This is a genomic window from Aeromonas sp. Y293-4, from assembly GCF_027705905.1.
Taxonomy (GTDB): domain Bacteria; phylum Pseudomonadota; class Gammaproteobacteria; order Enterobacterales; family Aeromonadaceae; genus Aeromonas; species Aeromonas veronii.
On record NZ_JAPDCI010000004.1, the window covers coordinates 103,608 to 130,089 of the forward strand.

Annotated in this window: 24 protein-coding genes; 15 read left to right on the plus strand and 9 right to left on the minus strand. The window is 58.8% G+C overall.

Annotated elements, in window-relative coordinates; genetic code table 11:
• Nucleotides 1–26: 26 nt before the first annotated feature.
• Entirely contained in the window at nucleotides 27–374 is a 348-nt protein-coding gene (locus OKC31_RS06225; RefSeq protein ID WP_270656529.1) for a hypothetical protein, read from the minus strand.
• 139 nt (nucleotides 375–513) lie between these two features.
• Here OKC31_RS06225 and OKC31_RS06230 point away from each other — a divergent pair, with 139 nt between their 5' ends.
• The 11 genes from OKC31_RS06230 to OKC31_RS06280 all read left to right on the plus strand — a co-directional run bounded on the left by OKC31_RS06230 (nucleotide 514) and on the right by OKC31_RS06280 (nucleotide 10,455).
• Nucleotides 514–1,404, plus strand: coding sequence for a hypothetical protein (locus OKC31_RS06230; RefSeq protein WP_043821720.1), 891 nt, complete (start codon nucleotides 514–516; stop codon nucleotides 1,402–1,404).
• A gap of 220 nt (nucleotides 1,405–1,624) precedes the next feature.
• Nucleotides 1,625–2,167 carry a YtfJ family protein gene (locus OKC31_RS06235; RefSeq protein WP_270656530.1) on the plus strand — a complete coding sequence of 181 codons (543 nt, stop codon included), beginning with the start codon at nucleotides 1,625–1,627 and terminating at the stop codon, nucleotides 2,165–2,167.
• Between the two features lie 44 nt (nucleotides 2,168–2,211).
• Nucleotides 2,212–2,511, plus strand: a complete 300-nt coding sequence (locus OKC31_RS06240; protein ID WP_204385066.1) for a DUF2607 family protein — start codon at nucleotides 2,212–2,214, stop codon at nucleotides 2,509–2,511.
• A 31-nt stretch (nucleotides 2,512–2,542) separates the two neighbouring features.
• On the plus strand, nucleotides 2,543–3,145 hold the full coding sequence (locus OKC31_RS06245) for a DUF2796 domain-containing protein (protein ID WP_270656532.1): 603 nt from the start codon (nucleotides 2,543–2,545) through the stop codon (nucleotides 3,143–3,145).
• A 4-nt stretch (nucleotides 3,146–3,149) separates the two neighbouring features.
• On the plus strand, nucleotides 3,150–3,839 hold the full coding sequence (locus tag OKC31_RS06250) for an ABC transporter ATP-binding protein (protein WP_042063153.1): 690 nt from the start codon (nucleotides 3,150–3,152) through the stop codon (nucleotides 3,837–3,839).
• Nucleotides 3,833–5,080: an ABC transporter permease gene (locus OKC31_RS06255; protein ID WP_270656533.1), complete on the plus strand. Its 1,248-nt coding sequence runs from the start codon at nucleotides 3,833–3,835 to the stop codon at nucleotides 5,078–5,080. Before OKC31_RS06250 ends, OKC31_RS06255 begins: the two co-directional genes overlap by 7 nt.
• A gap of 32 nt (nucleotides 5,081–5,112) precedes the next feature.
• Entirely contained in the window at nucleotides 5,113–5,586 is a 474-nt protein-coding gene (locus tag OKC31_RS06260; protein WP_026034852.1) for a DUF3299 domain-containing protein, read from the plus strand.
• 104 nt (nucleotides 5,587–5,690) lie between these two features.
• Nucleotides 5,691–6,551 (plus strand): TIGR03899 family protein, encoded by an 861-nt coding sequence (locus tag OKC31_RS06265; protein ID WP_005335692.1) that lies wholly within the window; start codon nucleotides 5,691–5,693, stop codon nucleotides 6,549–6,551.
• A gap of 276 nt (nucleotides 6,552–6,827) precedes the next feature.
• Nucleotides 6,828–8,465 carry a methyl-accepting chemotaxis protein gene (locus OKC31_RS06270; RefSeq protein WP_270656535.1) on the plus strand — a complete coding sequence of 546 codons (1,638 nt, stop codon included), beginning with the start codon at nucleotides 6,828–6,830 and terminating at the stop codon, nucleotides 8,463–8,465.
• 578 nt (nucleotides 8,466–9,043) lie between these two features.
• Complete coding sequence (locus tag OKC31_RS06275) at nucleotides 9,044–9,733, plus strand: hypothetical protein (RefSeq protein ID WP_270656537.1); 690 nt, start codon at nucleotides 9,044–9,046, stop codon at nucleotides 9,731–9,733.
• An 86-nt stretch (nucleotides 9,734–9,819) separates the two neighbouring features.
• A complete protein-coding gene (locus OKC31_RS06280) occupies nucleotides 9,820–10,455 on the plus strand; it encodes a hypothetical protein (protein WP_270656538.1) in 636 nt (211 codons plus the stop codon).
• Nucleotides 10,456–10,599: 144 nt separating this feature from the next.
• Here the strand turns inward: OKC31_RS06280 and cysC are convergent, their stop codons facing one another.
• The 5 genes from cysC to cysG form a co-directional block, all read right to left on the minus strand.
• The gene (cysC, locus tag OKC31_RS06285; RefSeq protein WP_270656539.1) at nucleotides 10,600–11,190 is read right to left on the minus strand and encodes an adenylyl-sulfate kinase; all 591 of its coding nucleotides are present in this window, start codon (nucleotides 11,188–11,190) and stop codon (nucleotides 10,600–10,602) included.
• A gap of 138 nt (nucleotides 11,191–11,328) precedes the next feature.
• Nucleotides 11,329–13,053, minus strand: a complete 1,725-nt coding sequence (locus OKC31_RS06290; RefSeq protein ID WP_005354701.1) for an SLC13 family permease — start codon at nucleotides 13,051–13,053, stop codon at nucleotides 11,329–11,331.
• Between the two features lie 4 nt (nucleotides 13,054–13,057).
• A complete protein-coding gene (gene cysN / locus OKC31_RS06295; protein WP_270656540.1) occupies nucleotides 13,058–14,485 on the minus strand; it encodes a sulfate adenylyltransferase subunit CysN in 1,428 nt (475 codons plus the stop codon).
• Between the two features lie 12 nt (nucleotides 14,486–14,497).
• Complete coding sequence (cysD, locus tag OKC31_RS06300) at nucleotides 14,498–15,406, minus strand: sulfate adenylyltransferase subunit CysD (protein ID WP_100645123.1); 909 nt, start codon at nucleotides 15,404–15,406, stop codon at nucleotides 14,498–14,500.
• A gap of 96 nt (nucleotides 15,407–15,502) precedes the next feature.
• Nucleotides 15,503–16,951, minus strand: coding sequence for a siroheme synthase CysG (gene cysG / locus OKC31_RS06305; protein ID WP_270656541.1), 1,449 nt, complete (start codon nucleotides 16,949–16,951; stop codon nucleotides 15,503–15,505).
• Between the two features lie 197 nt (nucleotides 16,952–17,148).
• Between cysG and OKC31_RS06310 the strand changes: the two genes are divergently transcribed.
• Both OKC31_RS06310 and OKC31_RS06315 read left to right on the plus strand, forming a co-directional pair.
• Complete coding sequence (locus OKC31_RS06310; protein ID WP_005335703.1) at nucleotides 17,149–18,072, plus strand: SPFH domain-containing protein; 924 nt, start codon at nucleotides 17,149–17,151, stop codon at nucleotides 18,070–18,072.
• Nucleotides 18,069–18,524 (plus strand): NfeD family protein, encoded by a 456-nt coding sequence (locus OKC31_RS06315; RefSeq protein WP_005354718.1) that lies wholly within the window; start codon nucleotides 18,069–18,071, stop codon nucleotides 18,522–18,524. The genes OKC31_RS06310 and OKC31_RS06315 overlap by 4 nt, the downstream gene beginning before the upstream one ends.
• 69 nt (nucleotides 18,525–18,593) lie before the next feature.
• Here OKC31_RS06315 and OKC31_RS06320 read toward each other — a convergent pair whose 3' ends face one another.
• The gene (locus OKC31_RS06320) at nucleotides 18,594–20,699 is read right to left on the minus strand and encodes a methyl-accepting chemotaxis protein (RefSeq protein WP_270656545.1); all 2,106 of its coding nucleotides are present in this window, start codon (nucleotides 20,697–20,699) and stop codon (nucleotides 18,594–18,596) included.
• 140 nt (nucleotides 20,700–20,839) lie between these two features.
• Between OKC31_RS06320 and nadA the strand changes: the two genes are divergently transcribed.
• Entirely contained in the window at nucleotides 20,840–21,913 is a 1,074-nt protein-coding gene (gene nadA / locus OKC31_RS06325) for a quinolinate synthase NadA (protein WP_005335706.1), read from the plus strand.
• A 70-nt stretch (nucleotides 21,914–21,983) separates the two neighbouring features.
• Here the strand turns inward: nadA and OKC31_RS06330 are convergent, their stop codons facing one another.
• Nucleotides 21,984–22,850, minus strand: coding sequence for a D-hexose-6-phosphate mutarotase (locus OKC31_RS06330; protein WP_270656547.1), 867 nt, complete (start codon nucleotides 22,848–22,850; stop codon nucleotides 21,984–21,986).
• Between the two features lie 86 nt (nucleotides 22,851–22,936).
• Nucleotides 22,937–23,932, minus strand: coding sequence for a type I glyceraldehyde-3-phosphate dehydrogenase (gene gap / locus OKC31_RS06335; RefSeq protein ID WP_005335708.1), 996 nt, complete (start codon nucleotides 23,930–23,932; stop codon nucleotides 22,937–22,939).
• Nucleotides 23,933–24,279: 347 nt separating this feature from the next.
• Between gap and malQ the strand changes: the two genes are divergently transcribed.
• On the plus strand, nucleotides 24,280–26,469 hold the full coding sequence (gene malQ / locus OKC31_RS06340; protein WP_100645119.1) for a 4-alpha-glucanotransferase: 2,190 nt from the start codon (nucleotides 24,280–24,282) through the stop codon (nucleotides 26,467–26,469).
• The last annotated feature ends 13 nt before the right edge of the window (nucleotides 26,470–26,482 follow it).

Sequence of the window (26,482 nt, forward strand, 5' to 3'; positions counted from 1 at the left end):
GTCACTTCGCTTGTAAAAAAGGCGCCTTATGGCGCCTTTTTTGTCGGTGTTTGCGGCAGCTGACCGGCCGCATCTTCGGCAGGATTGCCCTGAATGTATATTTCACGGCCATCTTTCTGGTAAGGCCGATAGTAATCACCGCCACAGCGATAGCCGCCGCCCGGCTGGCTCATCAGCTCGCAGTTGACCGGCAACACCTCCAGCCACTTGATGGCCTGCTGGTAGCGCAGCCACTCCTGCCATTCGTGCTCGCGTGCCAGCTGATCGCGCAGGGCAAAGGTATCCGCAATGGACATCCCCTTGTTGACGATCACCTGACCCGCCATGGCTGGCAGGCTGAGCAGCCCTGACAGCACTATGATCCAAGGCTTCATAACCCCTCCAGAGTGACTTAATTTCACAATTAAATTAAAAGTCACATCAATCTGTTATCCAGATCACAAAACGAAACATCACCAAAGTGGTGCCAGCTCACCTAGTTGTTAATTATCGTCCACGGCAGGAAGCACCACCATGAAGCTGACCCCCGCGCTGTTGCTCAGCCTCACTCTCTGCACCACTCTTGGTGCTACAAGCAACGCCAGCGAAATCAACATGAGCTGGCAGTGGCAATCCACCGATGGCCAGCGCAAGCACTTCCAGCTGACCACCGACGATCAGGTGATGGCCGCCAGTCGCCACGAGATGAGCCTGCTGAAGGCTTCCCTCACCAATCCGCTGGAGACCCTCTACGCCTACATCAGCCCGCGGCTCTACAACAGCATCAACCTGATCAATCAGAGCAGCCCAGAGACCGCGACCAAATTTCGCAATCTGGAGCAGGCCTTCACCCTGCGGGACGACAGCATGGAGTCGATGCTGTTCTGGCAAGCCTACCAGCAGTATCAGGAGGATGCCTTCTACCAGATGAGGGTGATCCCCTGCGTCCATCCTGCCAATCGCAAACTGCCATGCGTGCGACCCGATTACTCCCAGCTCTTCTACCACTTCAAAGGGCACCTCAAGCCGCTGGCGCAGCAATTTGCGGCCAAGGATCTCGCCACCAGCGTCAGCCTGCTGCAGGAGTGGCTGAACGCCATCCCCACCCAGCCGGAGCAGCTGGATCACTTCGCACCGCCGCTGCAAGCGTTGCAGGATAACAAGGCCGACAGCGACGAGAAGGCGCTGTTGATGGCCAGCCTGCTGGCGGAGCTGGCGCCGCAATATGTGCTCAGCATCATCTATCCGGATATCAGCATCGGTAGCGTCTCCCCTGCCTGGCTGGCCATTACGGCAGACAGTGGCGTACCCGGTGATGTGGTGGTGATCAACAATCAGCGCCATGTGCTGCTGACCGGCTCGTCCCTGCTGGCCCAGCAGATGACCATGGCCAAGATCCCCCTCATCAGCGAATCGCTCTACTGACGCAGACAGCTCAGACCAGCAGCCAATTCATTGATTTTTATCGATGTCATGCCATCCTAGCCGCCCTTGCCAGCCAACCACCTGACTGGCGGGGCGCCGACGCTTCTGAATTGCGATCTTATTTAACACTTTTTAAACAGATCCGATCAGTTTAGGATGAAGCTCGCCCATTCCCTCAATCCGAAACTCGTTATAACATAACAAATGGAGTGTCATCAGGATGAAACATCTCGTACTTACTTTGGCGCTGCTGCCATATCTGGTCTTTGCTCACAACTTCAAGGATGGCAACTCGGTGCCGCTGGTCAATGTCAGCGACAAGGGTGAGCTGGTACTGAATGGCAAGGAGATCGGCTACCAGCCGTGGCAGAGCACCTCGCTCACCGGCAAGGTGTTCCTGATCCAGCATATTGCCGGTCGCTCCAGTGCCAAGGAGCTGAACGCCCCGATGATCGAGGCGATCAAGGCCGCCAAACTGCCGCAAGACAAGTACCAGACCGTTACCGTCATCAACAGCAATGACGCCATCTGGGGCACCTCCGGCTTCGTGAAGAGCAGTGCCGAGGACAGCAAGAAAGAGTTCCCCTGGTCCGCCATGGTGCTGGATGCCAAGGGCATGGCGCGCAACGCCTGGGATCTGACGCCGGAAAGCTCGGCGATCATCCTGCTGGATAAAGAGGGCAAGGTGCTGTTTGCCAAAGATGGCCAGCTCGATGCCAACAATATTGCTACCGTGATGGGGCTCATCAAGTCCCATCTCTAAGTCAGAGAGAAAGGGCGCTGATAGCGCCCTTTCCATAAGGGTCTATGGGTCGTATCAAGCTGAAAATCTGGATCTTGCTGCTGGGCTGGTTATGGCTGCAGCCTGCCCTTGCCCGGCACCAGTTTGAATCCGCCCTGCCCGGCCACGACGACCATCACTGTCTGGTCTGCGCCCTCCATCTGGATGGCAAGCAGGTCATCACCGCTACCCCCTATTGTTTCCCCAGTTCGACCTCTGTTTTGCCCGCTGTTGCAATAATGCAACGCTCGGCAAATACCGCCACGCTTCACAGCTATGCCATCCGTGCGCCGCCCGCCTCTGCTTTTCTCTATCCCTTTGTTTAATTTCGCTATTTGTTTTGAAAAAGGATTAAAGATGAAAGCAGTTACTCTGTTGCTGGCCGCAGCGGCCTTTGGCGCACACGCAAATCACGACGAACACGAGAGCCACAGCCACGGCGCCCACGAGCATGGCCACGGCCACCTCAATCTGGTGGTCGATGGCGACCAGCTGATGATCGAGCTGCAGGCCCCTGCCGCCGATCTGGTAGGCTTCGAGCACGCAGCCAAAAGCGATGAAGAGAAGGCGCAATATGCCAAGGCTATCGCCCGCCTCCAGCAGCCTGATGCCCTGTTCCGCTTCGACCCGGCCGCTGGCTGCAAACTGACCCAGCAGGAGCTGCAAGCCGCCAAAGAAGAGCACGACCATGACCATGACCATGACCATGACCATGACCATGACCATGACAAGGCTACCAGCGACAAACATGAAAACCACCATGATCATGACGAAGCGGGTCACGCCGATATGGGCGCCATGTACACCTACACCTGCGCCACGCCGGCCAAACTGACCGGCCTTGAGGCGACCCTATTCAGCGTCTATCCGAGCCTTGAGAAGCTGAGCGTGCAGGGCATCCTGCCTACTGGCCAGACCGCTGGCGAGCTGACCCCGTCCGCCAACAAGCTGAGCTGGTAACGCCATGAAAAAAGCCGTGGTTGAGATCCGCGATCTGGCCTTTGCCTGGCCAGGTGGCGACGCTGTACTCGATCTGCCCGCCCTCACCATCCGCGAGGGTGAGCGGGTCTTTATCAAGGGCCCGTCGGGCTCTGGCAAGTCGACCCTGCTCGGGTTGCTGGCCGGGATCCAGACCGCCAACCACGGCACCCTGGAGGTGCTGGGCCAACCATTGGCCCGGCTCTCTGGCCGTGCCCGTGACCACTTCCGGGCGGCCAATCTGGGTTATATCTTCCAGCAGTTCAATCTGCTGCCTTTTCTCTCGGTGCAGGACAACGTGACCGCTGCCCTCACCTTTTCGCCCGCCAAACGGGCTCGCCTGCAAGGGAGTCCGGAGCAGGAGGCGCGCCGTCTGCTGGCGGAGCTGCAACTGCCGGATGACGCACTGCATCGCCCCGTCCATGCCCTCAGCATCGGCCAGCAGCAGCGGGTTGCTGCCGCACGGGCGCTGATCGGCTCGCCGCCACTGGTGATCGCCGACGAGCCCACCTCGGCCCTCGACACCGATAACCGGGCGGCCTTTATCAAGCTGCTGTTCGAGGAGTGCGACAAGCAGGGCTCGACCCTGATCTTCGTCAGTCACGACCCTTATCTCGAACCCCTGTTCCCACGGGTGGAAAACCTGCAACAACTTAACCGGAGGGCTACGTGCTAAAGCTCGCCCTGCAAAGTCTCTGGGCCCGCCGCCTTACCGCCGGGCTCACCCTGCTGGCCGTCGCCATCAGCGTCACCCTGCTGCTCGGGGTGGAGCGGGTGCGTACTCAGGCCCGCGAAAGTTTCTCCAACACCGTCTCGGGGACCGATCTCATCGTCGGCGCCCGCTCCGGTCAGGTGAACCTGCTGCTCTACTCGGTGTTTCGCATCGGCAACCCCACCAACAACGTGGGGTGGGACTCTTATCAAGCCATCAAACAGAAACCGGGCGTTGCCTGGACCATCCCGCTTTCCCTTGGTGACTCCCACAAGGGATTTCGGGTGCTCGGCACCAATGGCGACTACTTCACCCACCTGAAGTACGGTCAGCAGCAATCGCTGCAACTGCGCGAAGGACGGCCGTTCGACACGCCGTTTGAAGCGGTACTCGGCGCTCAGGTGGCCGAGAAGCTCGGCTATCACCTCGACCAATCCATCGTTATCGCCCACGGCGCTGGCAACACCTCGTTCAGCCAGCACGACAACCTGCCATTCAAGGTGGTGGGCATTCTGGCGCCGACCGGCACGCCCATCGATCGCACCATCCATGTGCCGCTGGCGGGGATCGAGGCGATCCATCTCGGTTGGGACACCGGCCGCCACAGCAAGAACGTGACGCCGGAGCAGGCGCTGGCGCAGGATCTCACCCCGAAAACCATCACCGCCTTTATGGTGGGCTTGAGCAACCGGATCCTGGCGTTCCAGCTGCAGCGCAGCGTCAACACCTATCCCAAAGAGCCGCTGATGGCGATCCTGCCGGGGGCCGCCCTGCAGGAGCTGTGGAGCCTGATGAGCGTGGCGGAAACCGCTCTCTCGGTCATCGCCGGTTTTGTGGTGGTAGCGGGCCTTATCGGCATGCTGACTACCCTGCTGGCGGGGCTTAACGAGCGGCGCCGGGAGCTCGCCATCTTGCGATCCCTCGGCGCAGGCCCTGCCCACCTGTTCCTGCTGCTGGCGCTGGAAGCGATGGCGCTGACCACGGTCGGCATTGCTCTCGGGGTCGCCGTGCTCTATCTGGGGCAGGGGCTTGCCTCGCCCTGGCTGCTCAGCCACTATGGCCTGCAACTGAGTCTGGGGCTGCCGAGCACCTACGAGTGGCAGTTGCTGGGGATAGTCTGGCTGGCAGGCATGGTGATCGGCCTGCTCCCTGCTGCCCGCGCTTACCGCTACAGCCTGAGCGATGGCATGAGCATTCGCGTCTAGCGAGACGCCCAAAAATAGAAACAGAAGGACAGATGATGAAGTGGAAAATTGTGGCGCTGCTCGCCAGCCTGCTGGTGCTGCCCGCCCTGGCCGCCGATTACAAGACCATCGACTGGGATGTGCTCATCCCGGAAGGGGAGAAACTGCTGCCACCGCCCCAGGTCAATCACGAAGATCCCATGTCGGTTCCGCAACCGGTGGGTGGGGTAAACAAGAAGCTGGACAACCAGGATGTGCGCATTCCGGGCTTCGTAGTGCCGCTGGAAGGGGATGCCAAGAAGATCACCGCCTTCCTGCTGGTACCCTACTTCGGCGCCTGCATCCATGTGCCGCCGCCCCCCACCAATCAGGTGATCTATGTGAGCTACCCCAAGGGTGCACCGGTGGATGATCTGTGGGATGCCATCTGGGTAAAGGGCAAGATGCGCACGGTCAGCTCCAGCCACGAGATGGCCACCGCCTCCTATTCGATGGAAGCGGTCGAGGTGAGCGTCTACGAGGAGTAATCCTCCCGTTGCAAAAAAAGCGGCCTCCACGGAGGCCGCTTTGTTATCTTGGCATCCCGGTTGGAGTAACATTCAGCTCCAGAACCTGTGCGAATGGAGTCAGCATGGCAGACCTCCCCCCCCCGAAAAAAGAGAGTTCGATCCTGAGCAGCCAGGAGCAGACCCTGCGCCTGGCCCGCAGCCGCGGCATCGACGGCATGCTCACCCGCAATACCGACAGCACCTTCGAGCAGCGCGCCACCTTTCGCCATCTGGCGGATCAGGCCGCCCGCCAGCGCAATCTGGAAGCCATCATGGTGATGGCCTCCCGCCACTGCGAAGAGACCGCGGCTGGCGGCGAGATGGACAGTGATTGGCTGACCCGCTTCCTGCAACTGGCGGAAGATATCAGCATGGTGCCGATGCAGCAGCTGTGGGGGCGGATCTTCGCGCTGGAAGTCGCCACCCCGGGCCGCTTCTCCATTCGGGCGCTCGCCACCCTCAAAGAGATGACCCAGCGCGAGGCCCAGCTGTTCCAACGTATCTGCTCACTGACTTGCCACTACACCGGCAGCGACGAGCAGCGACTGCTGCTGGGGCTGCACAAGGGGGCCAGCCTGCTGAGTCGTGCCAAGGCAACGCGCCTTGGCCTTGGCAAATACCGACTGCCCTACAACGCCCTGCTGCAACTGTTTGAGCTCGGGCTGCTGCATCGCGCGGAGCTGGAGTCCGGCCCGCTGCCCGCCGATGGGGTCGAGCTGGAGTTCGGCAACCAGCGCTGGCGACTGCAGTGCAAGCAGAACAACATCACCCTGCTCTACTACCGCCTCACCCCGGTGGGCAACGAGCTTGCCCAGCTGCTGCAAGAGTCGCCGCTGGAGGAGTACCTGCAGGATCTGAAAACCGTGCTGGTGCAGGGGATCCAGATTGAAGTGATGCAGCTCGTCAGCGCCCCCTCCTCACCCGCTCCCGACCCTCTCCCCTGATCTCTGGCGGGGCAGCTGATGCCCCGTCGGTTCATGGCTCCTTCGCATCAAGCTGCTGGCTCCAAGCTTATGGGCTTGTCCAGAATAGGTTGCAAATTGCAGATGCCGCAGAGGCACACCCCGTCTGCTCCGTTGCATATTGCAAACAGCAACGGTCTTTTCCTGCCAAAACGGCACTAATAACATATCAATCATTAGCTTTTGCCAGCTGGCCCACCCCTTGCAGATGTCTTGATGCAGATCAAAATCTAACCATCACAGCTCGGGAGTAAGGCCATGAGAATCAATCAACCGGTTACCCAAAGAGAACGTCTCTATCCAGACCACCAGAGCCTGATCTCCACCACGGATCTGGAGAGCCGCATCACCTACGCCAACGATGAGTTCTGCGAGATAGCAGGCTTCCAGCTCGACGAGCTGGTGGGGGAACACCACAATCTGGTACGTCATCCTGACATGCCGAAACAGGCCTTTGCCGATCTGTGGAACCATATCCGCGAAGGCAAGAGCTGGATGGGACCGGTGAAGAACCGCTGCAAGAGTGGCGATCACTACTGGGTCAGCGCCTTTGTCACCCCCATCAAGGATGCCAGCGGCCGGGTGGTGGAGTATCAGTCGGTGCGCACCGCCCCGAGCGAGGAGATCAAACAGCGGGCCGAGAAGGTCTATGCCGACCTGCGCAATAACAAGCTGCCGCTGGCACTCAAGTTGCCCACCTTCTCCCATACCCTGACCATCAACTTCTGTCTGCTGCTGAGCCTGCTCGCCATGTTTGCGCTGGGCTACAACCACGACATGAACTGGCAACTGGCGCTGGTCGCCCTGCCGCTGGCGATAGCGGCCATCACCCTGAATGCCCTCTCCCGCCGCCTCGGCAAGCTCAACAAGATGGCCCGCAGCCGCTTTGACAACCCGCTGATGCAGCTGCTCTACACCAACAAGGTGGACAATATCGCCGCCATCGAACTCTCGATGGTGATGAATCAGGCCGAGTTCAACGCCGTGCTGGCCCGCACCCAACAGACTTGCAGCAAGATCCTGCAGGCCGCCGAGGGGGATCTGCGCAACGCCGAATCCATCACTGACAACCTGCAACAGCAGCAGGCCGAGACCAATCAGGTAGCGACCGCCGTGACCGAGATGTCGGAATCCATTCGCGAGGTTTCACAGAGCTCCAGCGAATCCTCCAGCCTGCTGGACGAGACCGCCGACCTGTTCAAGAGCGGCAACCACAGCGTGGCCGAAACCGTGGCTGCCGTGGCGGGTATGAACAGCGAGCTGACCACCTCCAAGAGCGTGATCAGTGCGCTGGTCGGCCACTGCCGCGATATCGATGGCATCCTCGATGTGATCAATAACATCGCCAACCAGACCAACCTGCTGGCCCTCAACGCTGCCATCGAAGCGGCACGGGCTGGCGAAGCGGGCCGCGGCTTCTCGGTGGTCGCCGACGAGATCCGCTCGCTCGCCATCAAGACCCAATCCTCGACCAGCGAAATCCAGAAGATGATCACCGAGCTGCAAACCAGCGCCGGGGATGCAGAGCAGGCGATGGAGAAGGGCTGCCAGCTCTCCGAGAGCTGCCAGCAAAAAGCCTCGGCAACCGGCACCATACTCCAGCAGATCAACGATATGCTGCAGCAGGTGGCCTCCGGCAGCGGCCAGATTGCCCAGGCGGTACAGGAGCAGTTCCACGTCACCGCAGAGATCAACCGCAACGTGCTCAGCATCAAGACCCTGGCCGATGACTCCAGCGTCGGCAGCCAGCACGCCGTGCACGGCATCACCCAGCTGGTCAACCAGTTGAGCGATCTCGACCGGCTGGTACGCCAGTTCCAGAAGGGCGCTCCGACAAGCCAGAGCCGCTACGAAGTGGCCACCACCCGCGCCGTGCCGGTTCGCCAAGCGAGATAACCACTACCCAAACCATCACCTCAGACAAACCCTATAGGCCCAAGGGCCCATAGGGTTTTTTAGTGTCCACCAACAAGAGGACGATACTCCCGCTTCACTGTCCGATTTCCCTCTGCGCTAATGGGCCCAAGCGGTTGAGTGACCACATTTAAACCCATTAATGATTAATTTATTGATCTTGCTCAGGAAACGGCCCGCTTGCGCTTTTCACCTGAGCCCCGTTCGGTAACATAGCAGCTTGGCAACCTCTTGCAGGAGTCAGCCATGAGCCAACCAGTGCCAAATCACAGGTAAAAGCAGCAAGCTGGAGGCTGGAAATTCAGGGGTGGTAGCGTGGTTTTTGTAGGTTGGCGCAGAGCGTAGCGAAGCCCAACAGACGAGATGCTTTTTCATACAGTAGTAACAGTGGCATAAAAAGAGGAAGTCAAGCGAATATGCCCAGCACGAGAAAGAAGCGGATAACATCATGATTTAATGATTATATTTACTTGGCGACAGTGAAAATGTTACGGAGTTATATGAAATGCTCTGCTAACGGATTAGTGCCGCCTTCCATCTAATCACTGTTAGATTTTTCTATGCACATACCATCTAGCCACGTATTTGAAGCTCTTTCAGAGAAAGGCGTTGACCAATTGCACCATGCGAACAGTGTTGCGACCGCATGCCAGTTCTTAAGGTCACGTGCGCTCCTATCCAGAGGCACGGTAGAGCGTCTTGGTATAACCCAAACGCCTCAGGAATCAGATGACATCGATCGCCGATACAGTATTTGGTTTGATGTATTTATCGACTCCGTTGATATTCATCATCGTGCGCGCCGTGCAAACGTATACGGCCCAGTGCTTTTCGTTTTCGATATTGGTCTAATAGATAGAACCGGCACCGGCCGACTATGGGTAACAAAACTAAATCCTACCAAATGGGCTGGTAAATCAGAAAAACAGCGCTGGTTCCAAGACAAGGACGATCTAGAAGAAAATTTTGTACTGGGACAATTCGATCAAATGGTTCTAGCCCGCCATAGTGGCGGAGAGCTTCCATTCAAGGGGCACTTGAGAAAAATAATACTTGATGACCCACGCCATGAAGACGACGAGGGAATAGATACATACAGTATGGCTGTAGGTGCTCTTCGGCTTGCAATGCAAGATGCGGGGCTTAATATTCCGATTGAGCGACGAGCTTGCAGGAGAGGTTGCATGTGCAGGCGATACTGGACGGAAGATGATGATCGAACCCTTAAGATGTTTAGCCCAAAAATCTAACCAGTGGTTCAAATCGTTCACTACGCTCACTGGGTCGAGCTAAAGCCCGCCCCTTAACCAAACGTTATGTTTATTCAGAGGTAAGAATGAGGTTCTTAAATAAAAATAATATTATGTGGGTTTGCTTATTGGTACTAGTTTATTTGCTAAGCCATGGAATTGTTAACAGCGATATTTTTATTGATTATTATAAAGGAAGTCTTATCCCAGAGTTTACGGGGATGTTTTTAGAGTTGCTGATAATATTGGCCATATTTAATAAATGGCAAGAGAGAATTGATAACCAAAACAAAATAGATAAAGAGCGTGTCTTGCGGAAATATATAATATTTACAATCAATAAATTAAGGGCTTTTGACTCCATTCCAACTTCTTTCAGTTTTTATGGAGAAAATCATAATGAAAATCATGCTACTTTAAATAGCCTGAGAGATGAAGTTAGAGCTTTGTCTGGAAATGATGTGTATGAAAAGGTTGGTAATGATTTCAAAAAACATTGCAAAATTGATGTTGATGCTATCACGGCTCTATTGCCCGTGGCGGCGGATTTATCTAAAGAGCATTTTAAATCTTGGTCTAGATTAGTCTTTTTTGTGAAAAAGCTATCATTTGATGATGTGAATGAAGAAGATGTAAAAGAGTATATTATTAATTTAATAGAGTACATTCGGGATTTTGATGATGCATCATTTAAAAATAAAATCTATGACGGCGCAAAATAAACATAACAAACGCCTCAAGAGGGACTGTCAACGCGTGGCGTTTCCAGCCCGTAGGTTCAAATAGCGTAGCGTATTCGGACAATCGCGAATAACCGCGCCGAAATAACAATCCAGCTCCCTTTATCAAATGGCGCAACTCAACAACTACAAATAATTCCCCTGCCGCAGGGCGGTCAGCAACTCCTCCACCAGCGTATCCACCGGTTTACCGGCATTAAGCAGATGGATTTCCGGCTGCTCCGGTGCCTCATAGGCGGAGTCGATACCGGTAAAATTGCGAATTTCCCCTGCCCTAGCCTTCTTGTAAAGTCCTTTGGGATCGCGCTCTTCACAGATGGCGAGCGGTGCATCGACAAAGACTTCGACAAACTCCCCTTCACCCAAGAGACTGCGCACCAGCGCCCGCTCGGCACGGAACGGCGAGATAAAGGCGGTAAGCACGATAAGGCCCGCATCCACCATCAGTTTCGCCACCTCGCCGACCCGGCGGATATTCTCCTGCCGCGCAGCATCGTCGAAGCCGAGATCCCCGCACAGGCCGTGGCGCACATTGTCCCCATCCAGCAGATAGGTATGCTTGCCTTGTGCCGCCAGCGCCTGCTCCAGCGCCCCCGCCAGGGTCGATTTGCCCGCCCCCGACAGCCCGGTAAACCAGATCACCAGCGGCTTTTGCCCTTTAAGCTCGGCCCGGCTCTGTTTGTCGACGGCATGCTTGTGCCACACGATATTGCTCATCCAACACTCCTTGATTGGCGTTCACGCCTCAAAACTTAAACTGTCCGGCACCACGGGGAGCCGCCTCGGACTATCAGCCGACAACGTGCTGATGCCATGGCATTACTCATCCAACACCCCTTGATTGGTATTTACGCCTTAAAACGGAAACAGCAGGGGCACCATCACAATCACCCCGAGGCTATAGGCCAGCGAGACCGGCAGAGCCAGCTTGAGGTAGTCCGGCATCTTGTAGTTGCCCGCGGCATAGACCATCAGGTTGGTCTGGTAGCCGTAGGGCAGGATAAAGCTGGAGCTCGCCCCGAACAGCACCGCCAGAATAAACGGCATGGTCGAGACATCCATGCTGAGCGCCAGCTGGTAACCCATGGGGAAGGCCAGCGCGGCGGCGGCGTTGTTACTCATCAGCTCGGTCAGCACCAACGTAAACACATAGATACCGATAAAGGCGATGATGGGGCTGGCACCGTTGAACTCCCCCATCAGCCAGTCGGCGATAAGCTTGGCCAGTCCGCTCTTTTCCAGCTGATCGGCGATGGCCAGCGCCCCGCCGACCACCAGCCAGATATCCAGCGGGAAGCGGCGGCGGATCTCGTCCAGGGTCAGAATGCGGGTGAGCAGCAGCGCCACCAGCATCAACAGCAACCCCTTGAACAGCGGCACCAGATCAAACACAGAGAGCGCCAGCACCCCGAGAAAACCCAGCACCACGGCAGCGCTGCGCTTGCCATCGAGGCGGGTAGAAGCTTCCAGCCCGCTCACCACCACAAACTCCCGCCCCAGCGATTTGTTGCGGGCAAACTGGGGGCCGGGGGCCAGCAGCAGGGTATCACCGGCGTGCAGTTCAATCTGGCCGAGACCGCCGGTGAGCTGGGTTTCGCCGCGGCGCACCGCCAGCACCACCGCATCGAAGTGGGTGCGAAATTCGGCATCCTTGATGGTCTGACCCACCAGCCGCGAGCTGTGGCTGACGATCACCTCCACCAGATGCTGGCCGTTGAGGCGGTGCTGGCCGTAGAGATCCAGCCCCTTCATCTCCTGCAATACGCCGACGCTCTCAACATCGCCGCAAAAGAGCAGCACGTCCCCTTCGTGCAGTTCGTGTTCCGGCTGCACCGGGCAGATCACCTGCTCGCCGCGAATGATCTCCGCCAGATAGAGGCTTTTCAGGCTGCGCAGGCCGTTCTCCTTGACGCTGCGCCCCGCCAGCGGTGAACCGGCGCCCACCTTGGCCTCGAGAAAGTAGCCGGATTCGCGGCTCATCTCGGTATCCTGCTCCGGCAGGTGGCGGGCAAACAGCAGCACGGCCACCAGACCGGTCAGCAGGGTGCCCGCTCCCACCATAAAGAAGTCGAACATGCCGAGCGGCGGCGCCCCCATCTTGATGAGGAAGCTGTTGACGATCAGGTTGGTTGAGGTGCCGATCAGGGTCAGCACCCCGCCAAAGGTCGCCGCGAAGCACATGGGCAGCAGCAGCCGCGATGGCGCATGGTTGGGGTTGCGTTTGACCGCTCCCAGCATGGAGGCCACCACGGCGGTGTTGTTGACGAAAGCCGACAGGAAGGCGGTGGAGAACCACACCTTCACCAGCACCTTGTTGAATGAACCCGTGCCCACCAGATTGGCGAACCAGCTCATGATGCGGGTCTTCTCCACCGCCAGCGACACCAGCAGCAACAGCACCAGCGTCAGCAGGGCACTGTTGGTGTAGCCCGCCACCACGGCATTGATATCCGCCAGCCCGCTCAGGTAGGTGATGAGCACGGCGCCCGAGAAGAGCAGCGCCGGGCGGAGTTTGCCCTGGATCAGCAGGGCCACGAGAGCAGCCAGCAGACCCAGCACCAGGAATTGTTGCCAGGTCATGGGCTTACTCCTTGCTTGTGTCGTTACCGATGGCCAGCGCTTGCCAGTGCGGGAAGTGCTTGCGCACCAGCGCGTTGAGCTCGATTTCGAACTCGCTGTAGTGACCTTTGGCTACCTTGGCGGCCAAGCCTTCCACTATCATGCCGGCGCCGACGGTGACGTTGCTCAGCCGGTCGATCAGGATAAAGCTGCCGGTATCGCGGATCTCCTGATACGGGTCGAATGCCACCGGGTCGGTGAGGCTCAGCTCGCACAGGCCGATCTCGTTGAGCTTGAGCTCGCTGGCGGGCAGTTCGTCCAGCTTGTTGATCTCGATGCGGTGGCGGATAGCCTCCACCTGACCGCGACTCTTCTTGGTGGCCAGCTTGACGTCGTAGACCCGGCCCGGTTGCAGGGACTCCTCCCCCATCCAGACGATATGGGCCAGCACATTCTGGGTCACTTGCGGACGTTGGGCGGCATCCACCAGCAGGTCGCCGCGGCTGATGTCGATCTCGTCGGCGAAGGTGACCGTGATGGCCTGACCCGGCAGGGCGTACTCCAGATCCCCGTCGAAGGTGACGATGCGGGTCACTGTGCTCTCTTTGCCCGACGGCAGCACCGCCAGCTTGTCGCCCACCCGCAGGATGCCGGAGGCGAGCGTGCCTGCGAAGCCGCGAAAATCGAGGTTGGGGCGGTTCACATACTGCACCGGCAGGCGCACCGGATGACGCTCCAGCTCACGCTCCACCTCGGCAGACTCCAGCAGAGCAAGCAGGGTTTCGCCCTGATACCAAGCCAGCTTGTCGCTTTGGTTGACCACGTTGTCACCGTCCAGCGCCGAAACCGGCACGATATGGATGGTGTCGACGCTGAGCTTTTTGGCGAACTCGCGGTAGTCGGCACTGATGCGCTCGAACACCTCCTGACTGAACTCCACCAGATCCATCTTGTTGACCGCCACCACGAACTGCTTGATGCCAAGCAGGCTCGCGATAAAGCTGTGGCGGCGGGTCTGATCCAGCACGCCTTTGCGAGCGTCGATCAGAATGATGGCCAGATCGCAGGTGGAGGCGCCGGTCGCCATGTTGCGGGTGTACTGCTCATGCCCCGGGGTATCCGAGATGATAAATTTGCGCTTGGCGGTGGAGAAATAGCGGTAGGCCACGTCGATGGTGATGCCCTGCTCGCGTTCCGCTTGCAGGCCGTCTACCAGCAGTGCCAAGTCCAGCTTCTCGCCGGTGGTGCCGAGCTTCTGGCTGTCGGACTCCAGTGCTTTGAGCTGATCTTCATAAATCTGCTGGGAGTCGTGCAGCAGGCGACCAATAAGGGTGCTCTTGCCGTCATCCACGCTGCCGCAGGTGAGAAAACGCAGCAGACTCTTGTGCTGCTGGGCGTGCAGATAGGCTTCGATGCCCTGTTCGGTGATGGCGGTCTGAATATGGCTGTTCATGCTGACGACTCCTTAGAAATATCCCTGACGCTTCTTCTGCTCCATGGAGCCGGCCTGATCGTGGTCAATCAGCCGCCCTTGCCGCTCGCTCGAGGTGGTGAGCAGCATCTCTTCAATAATTTCCGGCAAGGTGGTGGCATCGGATTCGATGGCCCCGGTGAGCGGGTAGCAACCGAGGGTGCGGAAGCGCACCAGCTCCTGCTTCACTTCGTCTTCCGGGCCGATGGGCATACGATCGTCATCCACCATGATCTTGATGCCGTTGCGCTCCACCACCGGACGGTAAGCGGCGAAGTAGAGCGGCACTATGTCGATCTTTTCCAGATAGATGTATTGCCAGATATCCAGCTCGGTCCAGTTGGAGAGCGGGAACACCCGGATACTCTCCCCCTTGTTGACCTGGCTGTTGTAGACGCGCCACAGCTCGGGGCGCTGGTTCTTCGGATCCCAGCGGTGGGACTTGTCACGGAAGGAGTAGACCCGCTCCTTGGCGCGGGACTTCTCCTCATCGCGACGGGCGCCACCGAAGGCGGCATCGAAGCCATATTTGTTGAGCGCCTGCTTGAGCCCCTCGGTCTTCATGATGTCGGTGTGCTTGCCGCTGCCGTGCACGAAGGGATTGATGCCCATGGCGAGCCCTTCCGGGTTCTTGTGGACGATGAGATCCAGCCCGTACTTTTTGGCGGTCTCGTCGCGGAACTTGATCATCTCCTTGAACTTCCAGTCGGTGTCAACGTGGAGCAAGGGAAACGGGATCTTGCCCGGATAGAAGGCCTTGCGGGCCAGATGCAGCATGACGGAGGAGTCCTTGCCGATGGAGTACATCATCACCGGGTTTTCAAATTCGGCAGCCACCTCGCGGATGATATGGATGCTCTCGGCTTCCAGCTGCTGCAAGTGCGTCAATCTTTCACGGTCCATGTTGGTCCTCGGGTCATAGCTTATGCGCCTGCTCGGGGCGCTGGGTGGTTCAGTTCGCGGCCGCGCTGGCAGCCGCATCAAATATCTTTTTCCGGGTCAGGCCAGCTGCACCAGCTTGAGGTCGCAGCCATCGAGATCCGGGTTAGCGCGCAGCTGCTGGCCGCTCTTTTCCCCGTTTTTTTCTCCAAACCAGGCGAGCCGCTCACGCAGGGCAACCACTTCACCGATGACGATAAGCGACGGGCTCACCGCCTGTTTGGCCAGCTCGGCCAAGTCGGCCAGCGTGCCGGTCAACACCCGCTGGCGGGATGTGGTGCCGCGCTCGATGATGGCGATGGGGGTGGCTTGGCTTCGGCCATGCTCCACCAGCTGCTGCTGGATATGCTCGGAGCGCATCAGCCCCATGTAGATGACCAGGGTCTGACTGGTAGCGGCGAGCTGCTGCCAGTCAGGCTCCTTGCCCTCCTTCTGGCAATGGCCAGTGATAAAGACGGCGCTCTGGGCATAATCACGGTGAGTCAGCGGAATACCGGCATAGGCGGTAGCACCGGCAGCAGCCGTGATGCCGGGCACCACCGAGAAAGGGATGCCTTCATCGGCCAGCACTTCCAGCTCCTCGCCACCCCGGCCAAACATAAAGGGATCGCCCCCTTTCAGCCGCACCACCCGGTTGCCCGCCTTGGCGTATTCCACCAGCAGGCGATTGGTCTCCTCCTGCGGCACGCTGTGGGCACCCGCCTTCTTGCCGACCGACACCAAAGTGGCATCGCGGCGCACCAGATCGAGGATCTCAGGCGAGACCAGCTGGTCGTAGAGCACTACTTCAGCCTGTTGAATCTGTTGCAGCGCCTTGAGGGTCAAGAGGCCCGGATCGCCAGGGCCCGCGCCAACCAGCACCACCTCACCCACTTCGCTTTTCGCCTGATCGAGGCCATCGCTCAGCCACTGCTCGGCACCTTGCCAGTCCTCTTTCTCAATCAGGCTGGCGAGAGTGTTAGAGGCAAAAGCGCGCTCCCAGAAGCGGCGGCGATCGGAAATCGATGAGAGCACCCGCTTGGCCTTGTCACGGACCCGGCCGGAGAGCTCGGTCAGTCCGCCGAGATGGCGCGGCAGCAGGCTCTCCAGCCGCTCGCGCAGCAGGCGCACCAGCACCGGCGCCTTGCCGCCGCTGGAAACCGCCACCATCAGCGGCGAGCGATCGATGATCGAGGGGAAGATAAAGCTGGAGCGCTTGGGGTCATCCACCACGTTGACGAACAGACCCAGCTGGTTGGCACTCTGATAAACCAGTGCGTTGACTTCGAGGTTGTCGGTCGCCGCCACCACCAAAATCTGGCCTGCCAGATGGGCGGGGGTGAAACGCTCCGCAAGATGGGTGAAACGACCGGTGAATTCCGCAAATTCCGGTTCAAGTTCCGGGGAGACCAGGGTCAGCCGGGCACCGGCCGCCAGCAGCAGGCGCGCCTTGCGCAGGGCAACCTCGCCCCCGCCCACCAGCAGTACCGGGCGGCCTTCCAACTTGGCAAACATAGGTAAATAATCCATTTCGGCCCATCCCTCGGAACACGACTAATATGGGGCGACTATAGGCAGGGCAGCTTATCCCTCAAAATAATAAAAAATGCTTTTTAATGCGTTTTGGTAATTAGCAAAGCCGATTCATGACAAAGGTGTACGAAGTCACTTGTGGTACCTGACGCCAGACCATAGGCTAGGGACTGTGTTTCATAAGGAGCTAAATGATGAATGAATCATTGATTGTGCTAGGGATTTTCGTGTTCCTGGTGCTCGCCACCCTGAGCGCGGGCATCAAAATAGTGCCCCAAGGCTACAACTGGACGGTGGAGCGCTTCGGCCGCTACACCCGCACCCTGACCCCGGGTCTCAACCTGCTGATCCCCTACGTGGATCGGGTCGGCCACAAGATCATCATGATGGAGCAGGTGCTGGACATCCCGGCACAAGAGGTGATCTCCCGCGACAACGCCAACGTCACCATCGACGCCATCAGCTTTGTGCAGGTGGTGGATGCCCGCAAAGCGGGTTATGAGGTCAACGATCTCACCAGCGCCATCCGCAATCTCACCATGACCAATATGCGCACCGTGCTCGGCGCCATGGAGCTGGACGAGATGCTCTCCCAGCGCGACACCATCAACGAGAAACTGCTGCGCACCATGGATGCCGCCACCGCCCCCTGGGGCATCAAGGTGACCCGCATCGAGATTAAAGATGTGCGCCCGCCGCTGGCACTGGTCGAGGCGATGAACGCCCAGATGAAGGCCGAGCGCCAGAAACGGGCCGAGGTACTGGAAGCCGAAGGGGTGCGCCAGTCCAAAATCCTGAAAGCGGAAGGCGAAAAGCAGTCCCAGATCCTCAAAGCCGAAGGTGAGCGTCAGGCCGCCTTCCTCGCCGCCGAAGCGCGGGAGCGGGCTGCCGAGGCGGAAGCCAAGGCGACCCACATGGTTTCCCAGGCAATTGCGGAAGGAGACCTGCAGGCCATCAACTACTTCGTGGCCCAGAAATATACCGAGGCACTGGCCCGCATCGGTGAAGGCCCCAACAGCAAGATCATCATGATGCCGCTGGAAGCGGGCAGCCTGATTGGCTCGGTGGCTGGTATGGCCGAGCTGTTCAACAAAGATGGCAAGGGCAGCAAGTCATGACAGCGCTGTTAGAGGGGCTGACCCACTGGCACTGGCTGGGGCTCGGCTTCATTCTGCTGGCCATCGAGGTGCTCGGATCGGTGGGCTTTTTGCTCTGGACCGGCATCGCCGCGCTGGAAGTGGGGCTACTGCTGCTGATCTGGCCCTTTGGCTGGCAGGCGCAGTTGCTGCTGTTTGCGGTGCAATCCCTGCTCACCACCTGGGCCTGGTGGCGCTGGCAACACCAGCGTGACAACTCGGGTCAGGATGCCGCCAGCACCATCAACGAGCGGATGCAGAGCTATATGGGCCGCGAGCTGACCCTGCTGGATGATGTCGCCCAAGGCACCAGCCGGGTACATCTGGACGACACGGTCTGGACGGTGCGCTGCGACGAGTCGCTGCCTGCGGGCAGCAAGGTCAGGGTGGTGGGGGCTGACTCCCACATCCTGCTGGTTGAACCCCGCAACTGACGCAACTCTGCCATCGAGTCATAAAAAAGCCCGCGATCGCTCGCGGGCTTTTGTCTCTCTGGCTGCCACTCAGGTACGCAGCCGATCGAGCTGACTGGCCAGCGACGTGGCCGCTTGCTCCAGCGCTTCGCTCAGTTGATGGCTGGAGCTTGCCTCCTGCCCGATCACGTTGGCGGTATCGCCGATCCGCATCAAATTCTTGTTGATATCGTCACTGACGGCGCTCTGCTGCTCGGCGGCGGTGGCAACCTGACTGATGTGGTCGTGGATCTGCTGGATCTGGGCCACCACCCGATTGAGCGCCTCGAACGCCTGCTCGGTGCCCTGCACCGTGGTGGTGGAGCGCTCGATGCCGGTATTCATCAGACGCTGGCTGCTGCTCACCTCAGTCTGCAAACTGCCAATCAGCTGGCCAATCTCGTCGGTCGATTCACGGGTCTTGTTGGCCAGCGCCCGTACCTCGTCTGCCACCACCGCAAAGCCACGGCCCATGTCCCCTGCCCGCGCCGCTTCGATGGCGGCATTGAGGGCCAGCAGGTTAGTCTGCTCGGCAATGGCGCGGATCACATCGAGGATCCGGCTGATATTGGTGCTGCGCTGGGCCACCAGCGCCACCGCTTTATCCGCCTCATGCATATCGCCGACCAGAGTATGGATCTCGTTGCGGGCATTGCTGAGGGTCTGCTGGGCGGTATTGATGTGGTGGGTCGCCGCTTCCGACTCCTGCGCAGCCTGCTCGGCATAACCCGCCACGCTGACTGCCGTGGTGCTCATCTGATGCATGGCGCTCACCACGCTCTCCAGCTCCAGATTCTGCTCGTCCAGACTACTGCGCATAGTGTCGGCGGTATGTTTCATCTCCCGCGCCTGCTGGTAGACCTGCTGACCGATCCCCTTGCTCATTTGCACCATGCCCCGCAGCTTGCCGAGAAAGGCATTGAGCTGGGCGCCCAGATCGATCAGCTCCTGATGGGTGTCGATCTCCATCTGCTGGGTCAGGTCCCCCTCGTTGCTGGAGAGATGGCCCACATGGCGGCTGATAAGAGAAAGTGGCGCTGTGATGGTCTGGATAAACCAGACCAGCAGCCCCAGCACCAACAGGGTGATACCGCCCATGGCGATGATCTGCTGCCGCTGGGCATCCACCAGCAGGGCGCCGAGCTCGCTGCTGATGGTGTGCGCCTTGCTTAGGGCCAGCGCCTTGGGCACCTTGATCATCAACCACCACTGGGTATTGGCTGCCTCAACCCGGATGGGCTGATGAAGAATGAAGTCACTGTCGCTGCTGACCGGCTGACCGTCAGGCAGGGTCAGGCCCACCTCCTTGAGTGGACGGCCCAGCTTGTCGGCATAGCGGTTGCTGCCCACAATCAGCCCCATCTTGCTGACCAGGGTCACATCCGCCTTGTTGTCATAGAGGCTCTTGCCAAGGTTTTCAGCCAGTTGCTGGAAGATGGGCAGGTTCATATCCACCCCGGCCAGCCCGACAAACTTGCCGTCACGCAGCACGGGCACCGTCAGACTGGTCATCAGCATCTTGTTGCCCGGGCTGATTTCGTAGAGGTAGGGCTCCATCAGGCAGGGCTGGCGGGTATCGCGACCACAGAGATACCACTCGCTGTTGCGAATGCCAAACTCGTTGAGGGAGGTATCAAACTTGGCCTCGCTGGCAGCGGCGTCCACCGCTTGCTGGGCGACTGCCCCTCCCTGATCCTTGGTGAAATAGACCTCCAGACTCCCCTTGCCTGCCACCGAGTGGCTGGCCCCGCCCAGCCAGTTGCCATCCTCGCCATCATAGCCGTCCGGTTCAAACTGGGCGTAGATGGAGCTGATCCCGCTCGCCTGCTGCAGGCTGCTGCCGAGCAGAGACTCCACTTGAGGCCGCGACAGCCGCAGTTCCGGCTTAGCCATCCCGGCTTCAATCTGGGCGGTCACGGTCAGGGGGATCTGATAGGAGTTCTGCATCAGCGAGGCAATCTGGATGGCATAGCGCTCTGCCTGATACTGCAGGCTGTGGGAGACCTCCTCTTCCAGTGCATCGCTGGTCTGGGTCATCACCATGTTGCGAAGGGAGCTGAAAGAGGCCGATTGCAACAGGGTCATGGCCAGCACGGTCAGCAGAAACAGCCCCATGGTAAGGCACAGCAGCTTGAACTTGAGGGAACGTTGCTTCATGCGGCAACTCCTTATGACAGAATAACAACGAATTACTTGAGTATATTCGCCCACTTGCGCTTCACCCGATTTGTTGATGGGTTTGTGGCAGGCTTCTGGTTATAATTTTTGCCTTCCCGAGCGTTGATGGAACAGTCGCAATGAGCAATGCACTGAGCAGTGTCCCGCCGGTAGTCGCGATGGACTACCCCTTTCCGGCCAAACCTCTTCCCCTGAGTGCCGAGCAGAGAACGACCTTGACCACAGAAATCAAGGCGCTGCTCAAGGAGCGCAAGGCGGTACTGGTTGCCCACTACTACACGGATCCCGAGATCCAGGCGCTGGCCGAAGCCACCGGCGGTTTCGTCGGTGACTCGCTGGAGATGGCCCGCTTTGGTCGCGATCACGAGGCGCAGACCCTGATTGTCGCCGGGGTGCGCTTCATGGGGGAAACCTCCAAGATCCTGAGCCCCCACAAACGGGTGCTGATGCCGACTCTGGAGGCCGAATGCTCCCTCGATCTGGGCTGTCCCATCGAGCAGTTCTCCGCCTTCTGCGATGCCAATCCCGACCATACCGTGGTGGTCTATGCCAATACCTCGGCCGCCGTCAAAGCACGGGCTGACTGGGTGGTGACCTCCAGCATTGCGCTGGAGATCGTCGAACACCTCGACAGTCTGGGTCACAAGATCATCTGGGGCCCGGATCGCCATCTGGGCGCCTATATCGAGAAGAAGACCGGGGCGCAGATGCTGCGCTGGCAGGGCCACTGCATCGTCCACGACGAGTTCAAGGCCCGTGCCCTGCGCGAGCTGAAAGAGCAGAATCCGGATGCCGCCGTGCTGGTTCATCCGGAATCCCCCGCCTCGGTGATCGAGCTGGCCGATGCGGTCGGCTCCACCAGCCAGCTGATCAAGGCGGCCAAGGAGCTGCCCCAGCAGAAGCTGATCGTGGCGACCGATCGGGGCATCTTCTACAAGATGCAGCAGGCCTGTCCGGAGAAAGAGATGGTGGAAGCCCCGACCGGTGGCGATGGCGCTACCTGCCGCAGCTGCGCCCACTGCCCCTGGATGGCGATGAACGGTCTGGTGGCGATCAAGGAAGCGCTCACCGACGGTGCCGAGCGCCACGAGATCCATGTCGATGAAGATCTGCGGGTCAAAGCCTTGATCCCCCTCGATCGCATGCTCAATTTCGCCGCCGAACTCAAGCTCAAGACCCAGGGCAACGCCTGATTGCCACCGTCACCAGATGCAAAGAGGGCTCCCGCGGGAGCCCTCTTTATTTATCTGAACCTCATCCTGATCAGATGATCACGGTAGAGAGACTGTGCTCTTCATCCGGCGCAACGGTCACCCCCGCCTCGCCAGCGATAGCGGCCTCGACACACAACATAGTGCGATAGCCATCGTCGCTCATGTCGGCCATGGCGGTGGCCCCTTCCAGCCAGGGGGTCCAGACCACCACGCTGTCGTGGTTGCCGCTCACAACCCGGGTCTCGCGCTCACCATCCTGCACGCTCACCAGCGCCTCTGGCTGCCAGTAGACCCGATCCAGCGGCCCGCTCAGGGTCAATGCACCCTGCTGCTTGGCATCCTGTCCGGTCAGCTTGTCGGCATAGGGCTCGCCCAGGCCGGTGACGCTTACCGCCTCTGGTGAGCTGATCTGCAAATAGGTGTGCAGCGCACCGCTATAGGTCAATGGCTGAGCACCTGTGTTGCGAGTGGTCAGCACCAGCGAAAGCTCTTTGCCCACCAGCACGTCCAGTTCCAACTCGAAGGAGTGATCCCACAGGGCACGGGTAGCATCGCTATCGCGCAGGGAGAGATGAACAAGCGTGCCATCGGCGTGATCGGAGACCCCGTCCAGCATCCAGAGGGTGGTGCGGGCAAAACCGTGGGAGGGCTTGCCGCTACCAACGCGGGCGGGCGCCGGGCCAAACCAGGGCCAGCAGATCGGGATACCACCGCGAACAGGCTTGCTGTCATCCAGCACCGCCTTGTCGCTCAGCCAGATGGAGGCCGGCTCGCCATGACGCTGATAGCTCAGCACATGGGCGCCAAACAGGCTGATCTCGGCCTTGGCATAGTCGTTATTAATGGTGAGAACCGGCAGACCGGCCGCATTGTTGGCAAGCTTGCAATTGGCTGTCAGGGGACGAATGGATTGCATGTGGACTCCTGTCATCAGGGGAAACCGAAAAACAAAAAGGCGGCCAATGGCCGCCTTTTTCAAGCTACGCGATTGCGCATCCCAAATTACTTGGAGATGTGAGCGATCAGGTCCAGAACTTTGCTGGAGTAGCCCATTTCGTTGTCGTACCAGGATACAACTTTAACGAATTTGTCGTTCAGCTGGATACCAGCCTTGGCGTCGAATACGGAGGTCTGACGCTCACCCAGGAAGTCGGTAGATACAACTTCGTCTTCGGTGTAGCCCAGAACGCCTTTCATAGCGCCTTCGGAAGCAGCTTTCATCGCTTCGCAGATTTCTGCGTAGGTGGCAGCTTTCTTCAGGTTAACGGTCAGGTCAACAACAGACACGTCCGGAGTCGGAACACGGAAAGCCATACCGGTCAGCAGGCCTTTCAGTTCCGGGATAACTACGCCAACAGCTTTGGCAGCACCGGTAGAGGACGGGATGATGTTCTGAGCCGCACCGCGGCCACCGCGCCAGTCTTTGGCAGACGGACCATCAACGGTCTTCTGGGTAGCAGTAGTAGCGTGAACGGTGGTCATCAGGCCAGACTCGATACCGAAGGTATCGTTCAGAACCTTGGCGATCGGTGCCAGGCAGTTGGTGGTGCAGGAAGCGTTGGAAACGATGTCTTGGCCAGCGTAGGTAGAGTCGTTAACACCCATTACGAACATCGGGGTAGCGTCTTTGGACGGGCCAGTCAGAACAACTTTCTTGGCACCGGCAGCGATGTGCTTACGAGCAGTCTCGTCGGTCAGGAACAGACCGGTAGCTTCAGCAACAACGTCAACACCGATTTCGCCCCACTTCAGGTTGGCCGGGTCACGCTCAGCGGTAACACGTACGGTTTTGCCGTTTACAACCAGGTTGCCGTCTTTAACTTCAACGGTACCGTTGAAACGACCGTGAGTTGAATCGTACTTCAGCATGTAAGCCATGTAGTCAACATCGATCAGGTCGTTGATACCAACAACTTCGATGTCTGCACGCTCGCAAGCCAGACGGAATACGAAACGACCGATACGGCCAAAACCGTTAATACCTACTTTGATAGTCATATTTAGTTACCTAACTGTTCAGTAGTCAAAGAAAATTCCGCTTGTAAATTTACTAGAACTCTCCGGTGAGTCAACCAACATTCTGTCTGAAATTGCGCTATATCATGAAAAACTGTGAAATTAATTTTCTGTTTATGTAACTGATTACCACGTTTTGACGAAAAAAGTGCCAGATCGTGGCATCGCGCAGATATCAACAATAGTGCCTACTCGGTCACACAACCATTCACAGAGATATGTAAAAATGTGCGCGGTTTAGCATGGCCAAAGAGCCACTGTTCAAGTACCACCCCATAAAAATCAAACAAAATAGTATAGATAGAATCCACAGCGGGAATTCTCAAACTATGACCACCCTGATTGAACAGCTGGCTGCCGCAAAAGGTATCGCCAGCGAGTACGTCGATGCCTGGGGCCACCCGGCCCAGGTATCCGAAGAGAGCAAGGCCGCCATGCTGGGCGCCATGGGCTACCGCGTCGATGACGAGGCCGCACTGGTGCAGCAGCTGGAAGAGGAGCATCGCCAGCACTGGCTGCGGGCGCTGGATCCTGTGATGGTGGTTCGCACCGGCGACGCCGTTACCCTTGAGGTTCGCCTCCCCATCGAATTCGTCAACGACGCCCTCACCTGGCAGCTCCAGCAGGAGCAGGGTGCAGTGCTGTCCGGTCAATTCACCCCCATCGAGGGTGAGCTGGTCGGCGTGGCCGAGTTTGAAGAGATGGAGTGCCAGGCCTATCGCGTCACGTTGGAGATGGCCCCGGAGCTGGGTTATCACCAGTTGGTGCTGCTGGAAGAGGGCAATGACGAGCCGCTGGCTACCATGCGCCTCATTGTCGCCCCCAAGGCCTGCTACAAGCAGGCGCCGATTGCCGATGGCCGCAAGGTATGGGGTCCGAGCGTGCAGCTCTACTGCCTGCGCAGCCGCCACAACTGGGGTATCGGTGATTTCAGCGATCTGGGCCAGCTGGTCGAGAAAGCCGCCGCCTGGGGTGCCCACTTCGTCGGCCTCAACCCTATCCACGCCCTCTATCCGGCCAATCCGGAGAGCGCCAGTCCCTACAGCCCCTCTTCCCGTCGCTGGCTCAACGTGGCCTATATCAATGTGGAAGCGGTGCCCGAATTCCAGCAGAGCGATCGCCTGAAGGCGGAAGTGGCAAGTCCTGCCTTCCAGCAACATCTGGCCGACCTGCGTGCCAAAGAGAACGTCGATTACACCGGCGTGATCCAGACCAAACTCGGCATGCTCCGTCAGGTGTTCGATGAAGCCCGCCTTGGCGCCGAGCGTCAGGCCGCCTTTGATGCCTTCGTGGCTGCCGGTGGCGACAGCCTGCAACAGCAGGCAGCATTTGATGCCCTGCAGGCCCACTTCTATGCCAAAGGCGAAAATGCCTGGGGCTGGCCAGTATGGCCGCAGGAGCTGCGCGATTACCACAACCCTGCCGTTGCCGCCTGGATGGCCGCGCACCCGCAAGATGTCAACTTCTACCTCTATCTGCAGTTCCTGGCCGACGAGCAGCTGGCGCAAGCCGATGCCCGTGCCAAGGCTGCCGGCATGGTGATGGGGATCTACCGGGATCTGGCAGTGGGCGTCTCCGAAGGCTCCACCGAGATCTGGGCCAACCAGGATCTCTACTGCCCGAAAGCCTCGGTCGGTGCGCCGCCCGATATCCTCGGCCCGCTTGGTCAGAACTGGGGCCTGCCCCCGATGAACCCGAACAAGCTGTTTGAAGCGGCCTACCAGCCGATGGTGGACTTGTTCCGTGCCAACATGCGCTCCTGCGGCGCACTGCGCATCGACCACGTGATGGCCTTGCTGCGCCTGTGGTGGGTACCGCCCGGAGCGTCCGCAGCCAAGGGCGCCTACATCTACTATCCGGTCAACGACCTGCTGGGCATTCTGGCCCTCGAATCCCACCGCAATCAGTGCCTGCTGATCGGCGAGGATCTGGGCACCGTGCCGGAGGGGATCGACGTGACTCTGAAAGAGAACGGCGTTCACTCCTACAAGGTGTTCTTCTTCGAGCGCTCCAAGGAAGATGGCGGCTTTATCTCCCCGGCACACTACACCGAGCAGGCGATGTCGGCCCTGACCACCCACGACATGCCGACCCTCAAGGGCTTCTGGCACTGCGATGACCTGGCACTCGGCCGTCAACTGGGTCTGTATCCGGATGAAGATGTGTTGAAGACTCTGTATGCTGATCGTCACCAGGCCAAACAGCGGATCCTCGACAGCTTGCATGCCCACAAGGTCATCTCTGACAACATCAGTCATGACGTGAACTGGGTCGGCATGAACACCGAACTCAACCACGGTCTGCAGATCCACATGTCCCGCGGCAGCTGCGCCCTGTTCAGTACCCAGCTGGAAGACTGGCTGGAGATGGACAAGCCGGTCAACGTACCGGGCACCAGTTACGAATACCCCAACTGGCGCCGCAAGCTTTCCGCTGATCTGGAAGATATTTTTGCCAATGAGGCACTCAAGGCACTGGCTGGCAAGATGAGCCAAGCCCGTGATGAGGCCAGTCGTTGAGACGCTGTCTCCC

Bases quoted from the DNA above. Each gene is read 5' to 3' on its own strand.
- OKC31_RS06225 (WP_270656529.1), bottom strand. From the start codon at position 374: ATGAAGCCTTGGATCATAGTGCTGTCAGGGCTGCTCAGCCTGCCAGCC.
- OKC31_RS06230 (WP_043821720.1), top strand. From the start codon at position 514: ATGAAGCTGACCCCCGCGCTGTTGCTCAGCCTCACTCTCTGCACCACT.
- OKC31_RS06235 (WP_270656530.1), top strand. From the start codon at position 1,625: ATGAAACATCTCGTACTTACTTTGGCGCTGCTGCCATATCTGGTCTTT.
- OKC31_RS06240 (WP_204385066.1), top strand. From the start codon at position 2,212: ATGGGTCGTATCAAGCTGAAAATCTGGATCTTGCTGCTGGGCTGGTTA.
- OKC31_RS06245 (WP_270656532.1), top strand. From the start codon at position 2,543: ATGAAAGCAGTTACTCTGTTGCTGGCCGCAGCGGCCTTTGGCGCACAC.
- OKC31_RS06250 (WP_042063153.1), top strand. From the start codon at position 3,150: ATGAAAAAAGCCGTGGTTGAGATCCGCGATCTGGCCTTTGCCTGGCCA.
- OKC31_RS06260 (WP_026034852.1), top strand. From the start codon at position 5,113: ATGATGAAGTGGAAAATTGTGGCGCTGCTCGCCAGCCTGCTGGTGCTG.
- OKC31_RS06265 (WP_005335692.1), top strand. From the start codon at position 5,691: ATGGCAGACCTCCCCCCCCCGAAAAAAGAGAGTTCGATCCTGAGCAGC.
- OKC31_RS06270 (WP_270656535.1), top strand. From the start codon at position 6,828: ATGAGAATCAATCAACCGGTTACCCAAAGAGAACGTCTCTATCCAGAC.
- OKC31_RS06275 (WP_270656537.1), top strand. From the start codon at position 9,044: ATGCACATACCATCTAGCCACGTATTTGAAGCTCTTTCAGAGAAAGGC.
- OKC31_RS06280 (WP_270656538.1), top strand. From the start codon at position 9,820: ATGAGGTTCTTAAATAAAAATAATATTATGTGGGTTTGCTTATTGGTA.
- cysC (WP_270656539.1), bottom strand. From the start codon at position 11,190: ATGAGCAATATCGTGTGGCACAAGCATGCCGTCGACAAACAGAGCCGG.
- OKC31_RS06290 (WP_005354701.1), bottom strand. From the start codon at position 13,053: ATGACCTGGCAACAATTCCTGGTGCTGGGTCTGCTGGCTGCTCTCGTG.
- cysN (WP_270656540.1), bottom strand. From the start codon at position 14,485: ATGAACAGCCATATTCAGACCGCCATCACCGAACAGGGCATCGAAGCC.
- cysD (WP_100645123.1), bottom strand. From the start codon at position 15,406: ATGGACCGTGAAAGATTGACGCACTTGCAGCAGCTGGAAGCCGAGAGC.
- cysG (WP_270656541.1), bottom strand. From the start codon at position 16,951: ATGGATTATTTACCTATGTTTGCCAAGTTGGAAGGCCGCCCGGTACTG.
- OKC31_RS06310 (WP_005335703.1), top strand. From the start codon at position 17,149: ATGAATGAATCATTGATTGTGCTAGGGATTTTCGTGTTCCTGGTGCTC.
- OKC31_RS06315 (WP_005354718.1), top strand. From the start codon at position 18,069: ATGACAGCGCTGTTAGAGGGGCTGACCCACTGGCACTGGCTGGGGCTC.
- OKC31_RS06320 (WP_270656545.1), bottom strand. From the start codon at position 20,699: ATGAAGCAACGTTCCCTCAAGTTCAAGCTGCTGTGCCTTACCATGGGG.
- nadA (WP_005335706.1), top strand. From the start codon at position 20,840: ATGAGCAATGCACTGAGCAGTGTCCCGCCGGTAGTCGCGATGGACTAC.
- OKC31_RS06330 (WP_270656547.1), bottom strand. From the start codon at position 22,850: ATGCAATCCATTCGTCCCCTGACAGCCAATTGCAAGCTTGCCAACAAT.
- gap (WP_005335708.1), bottom strand. From the start codon at position 23,932: ATGACTATCAAAGTAGGTATTAACGGTTTTGGCCGTATCGGTCGTTTC.
- malQ (WP_100645119.1), top strand. From the start codon at position 24,280: ATGACCACCCTGATTGAACAGCTGGCTGCCGCAAAAGGTATCGCCAGC.